The 3846-nt window shown below is 51.9% G+C and carries 1 protein-coding gene; it reads right to left on the reverse strand.

Going from position 1 to position 3846, the window contains the following annotated elements:
* On the reverse strand, nucleotides 1-3846 hold a 3846-nt coding region (locus A3751_RS08395), incomplete at both ends, for a DUF5011 domain-containing protein (RefSeq protein WP_156492338.1).

Here is a 3846-nt window from a genome sequence, read left to right on the forward strand (position 1 = left end):
ACTCACATCGTAGCTAAGTATGTAGGTGCCTTCCGTGTTGATGTCTACGTTACCTGTAGGCGAGACGCTTGAACTTAGGTCGCCATCGATGTTATCGCTGGCGCTATATCCTGGATCAACAAACAGATCACCAAGTGCGATATCTATGTTGGTATCGCCTGTTAAGGTAATAACAGGAACCGTGGTGTCAGCGACGATAACAGTACGCGTAACTTGAATGGCGCTATTGGTCGCTGCATCGATCGCATCATAAGTAATTATGTAGGTTCCCGCAGTTGCCGGATCTACAGTGTCGCCACCAACGGTTACTGTCACGCTACCATCAACAAGGTCTGTTGCCGATGCGCCCGCATCCGTATAGCTGGTGCCTTGTTCTACATTAATTGTAGATGCTCCGTTCAATGTGATTACAGGAGCTGTCGTGTCGGCTACGTTGACGCTACGCGTAACAGAATTTGCAGCGTTTCCGGCAATATCACTCACGTTAAAAGTAAGAACATAAATGCCCGCTGTATTGCTATCGACAGAACCCGAAACCACAATACTTCCGCTTATATTCTCGCCAGGAAGATCTTGAGCCGTTGCTCCCGCATCGGTGTAGCTTGTTCCCTGTTCATGATTCACATTCGCTGAACCCGCTAAAGTGATTGTTGGGATGCTGGTATCTTCGACGGTTACCGTGCGTTGTACAGGGGTTCCCGCGTTTCCAGATGTATCGCTGACGTTGTAGGTAATGGTGTAGTTACCGGCGACGAGCGTGTTGACTGAACCGGTCGTTACAACGCTTCCTGTGAGATCGCCATCAATGTTGTCGGTAGCCGTTGCACCTGCATCCGTGTAGCTGTTGCCTCGCTCCACTGTAACCGTTGCCGAGCCAGTACGTGTGATGACAGGGGCTGTGTTGTCTTCAACTGTAACCGTTCGCGTTACAGGAGCCGCTGCATTGCCGGAGCTGTCTTGAACGTTGTATTCAATGATATAGACGCCTGCAGTGTTTACATCAAAATTGACACCAGTGGCAATGATGCTGCCAGAGAGGTTGCCATCATAACTGTCGTTTGCGGTGGCTCCTGCATCTGAGTAAACGGCGCCCTGTTCATGTGTGACATTCGCCAAGCCCGTCAAGGTGATGCTCGGTGGAATTGTGTCAGCTACTGAGACAGTCCGCGTAACTTGAGTTGCATTGTTTCCAGCTGCGTCCACAGCGTTATATGTCACGGTGTAAGTTCCCGGCGTATTTCCATCAACTGTATCGCCACCGATGTTCACTGCTACTGCTCCGTCTACCGAGTCCGTCGCCGTCGCGCCATCTTCCACGTAGCTGTCTCCGCGCTCAAGGTCGATGTTCGCTAGCCCGGTGAGTGAGATTAAAGGAGCCATTGTGTCAGCAACAATGACCGTACGCGTTACTTGAGTTGCATTGTTGCCAGCTGCGTCGACGGCATCAAAGGTTATGGTGTACGTGCCAGCAACTGCACTGTTAACAGTGTCTCCGCCTACTGTGATTGAAACCGATCCGTCAACAGTATCGTTCGCAGTTGCGCCTGAATCAGAATAAGCGGTGCCTTGCTCGTGGTTTACGAGTGCGCTTCCCGCGAGGGTGATGAGAGGCGGCGTTGTGTCCGCAACGATGATCGTTCTCGTCACTTGTGGTGCCGCGTTTCCTGCGGCGTCAGTAACGTCATAACGAATCACGTAAGAGCCCGCTGTAGCTGGATCTACGGTGTCTCCGCTTACAGTTATATTGGCGGTAATGACTCCGTCCACGCTGTCTGATGCGGTTGCGCCAGCATCTGAGTAGCTTGTACCTTGTTCTACATTGACCGTCGATGAACCGATCAAACTAATTGCCGGTGGAGTAGTGTCGGCAACGATGACAGTTCTAGTCACTTGGGCTGCAAAGTTGCCTGCGACGTCACTGACGTTGTAGGTGACCGTATAGGTTCCGGGAATATTCGTGTTGACTGGATTATTAGTCGAAATAGATCCGGTTAATGGGCCATCAACTGAATCAGAGGCAGTGGCTCCAGCGTCGTTGTACGTGTCGCCTTGTTCAATGTTCACCGTCGGTGCGCCAACGAGGGTAATGACTGGAGGCGTTGTGTCGGCAACAATAACGGTCCTCGTCACTTGGCTTGCCGCATTGTTCGCAGCGTCTGAAACATCGTATGTCACGCTGTACGATCCGGCTACATTTACATTAACTGGATTCACAGTTGCAATAGACCCTGTAAGTACGCCATCTACGGTGTCTGTTGCGGTTGCTCCTTGGTCTGTGTAGCTCGTTCCTTGTTCTACATTTACCGTAGCTGGGCCGGTTCTAAGAATTATCGGAGCGGTCGTATCCGCGACCACAACGGTGCGCGTAGCAGTGCTTGCAGCGTTTCCAGCAGCGTCACTCACGTTATATGTCACAGTGTAAGAACCCGCTGCCGCACTGTTTACATTGTTCACGGTAGAAATTGAAGAGGTTAGGCTCCCGTCAACTAAATCGCTCGCCGTCGCGCCTGCGTCGACATAAGCCGTTCCTTGCTCATGATTGATAGATGTTGCACCGTTAATATTGATGGTCGGTGCAGCAGTGTCCGCTACGATGACTGTTCTAGTCAGAGTGCTGGCTGGATTTCCCGCCGCATCAGTGACGTTGTATGACACTGTATATGTGCCAGCAAGGCCGCTGTTGACTGGATTGCTAACCACGATGTTTGAGGTCAGGTTACCATCTAGGTTATCTGATGCTGTCGCGCCTGGGTCCACATAAGGCGTGCCTTGTTCGTGGTTTACGGTCGCGAGACCAGAGAGCGACAGAGACGGAGGTGTAGTATCTTCAACGATAACTGTCCGAACGACCGTTACAGCGTCATTGCCCGCGGCGTCGCTGATGTCATAACTCAGCAGATAAGTGCCCGCTGTGTTTGAGGCGACGCTGCCCGTTGAGGGCACGTTACCCATATCGCCGTCAATATTGTCAGTCGCTGTTGCTCCCAAGTCTACGTATGGCGTTAGTTGTTCATGAGTAATTGTGCTATCGCCATTTAACGAAATAACGGGGGCTGTGAAATCTCCAACGATAACTGTACGAGAACGTTGATTAGCGTCGTTAAGATCTTGGTCCTGCGCATCGTAGAGAATTGTGTAAGTACCTGCCGTATTGGCATCAACAGTATCGCCGCTCGTTATAACCGTCACCGAAGGGTCTACCGCGTCGGTTGCCGATGCACCAGGGTCTGTAAACGGAGTGTTGAGTTCGTGATATAGAGGGTTTGCACCATTTACTGTAATTACCGGTGCGCCGGTATCGACGACTTCAACGGTTCGCGTCGCTGTGGCTGCTGCATTTCCAGAAAGGTCTGTGACATTGTAGCTAATGAAGTAGGTGCCCAAAGCATTAGGGTTTACGGAACCAGAGGCGCCAATGCGTGATGAAATGTCACCGTCAATGTTGTCCGATGCAGTAGCCCCCTCATCAACAAACACGGCTCCAAACTCATGGGTTTGAGGACTTGCGCCGGTGATTGTTATGGTTGGGGCCGTTGTATCGCTGACGATAACCGTTCGTACGACTGGCGTTGCTGCGTTGCCCGCGGCATCGACTGCATTGTAAGTCACGGTGTATGAACCAGCGGTACTCTGGTTCACGGCGTTGGCAACATTCACTGTGACGGAGCCATCAATAACATCGGTCGCTGCTGCGCCAAGATCCGTGTAGGTCGTGCCTTGCTCGTGTTGTACCGTAGCGGCGCCATTCAGTGTAATTACTGGAGCGGTGCGGTCAGCCACGATCACGTCACGAGTGACTGTCGGCGCGGCGTTGCTCTGAGAGTCGGCGACGTTGTAGGTGAGTGT

Source organism: Oleiphilus sp. HI0080, assembly GCF_001635135.1.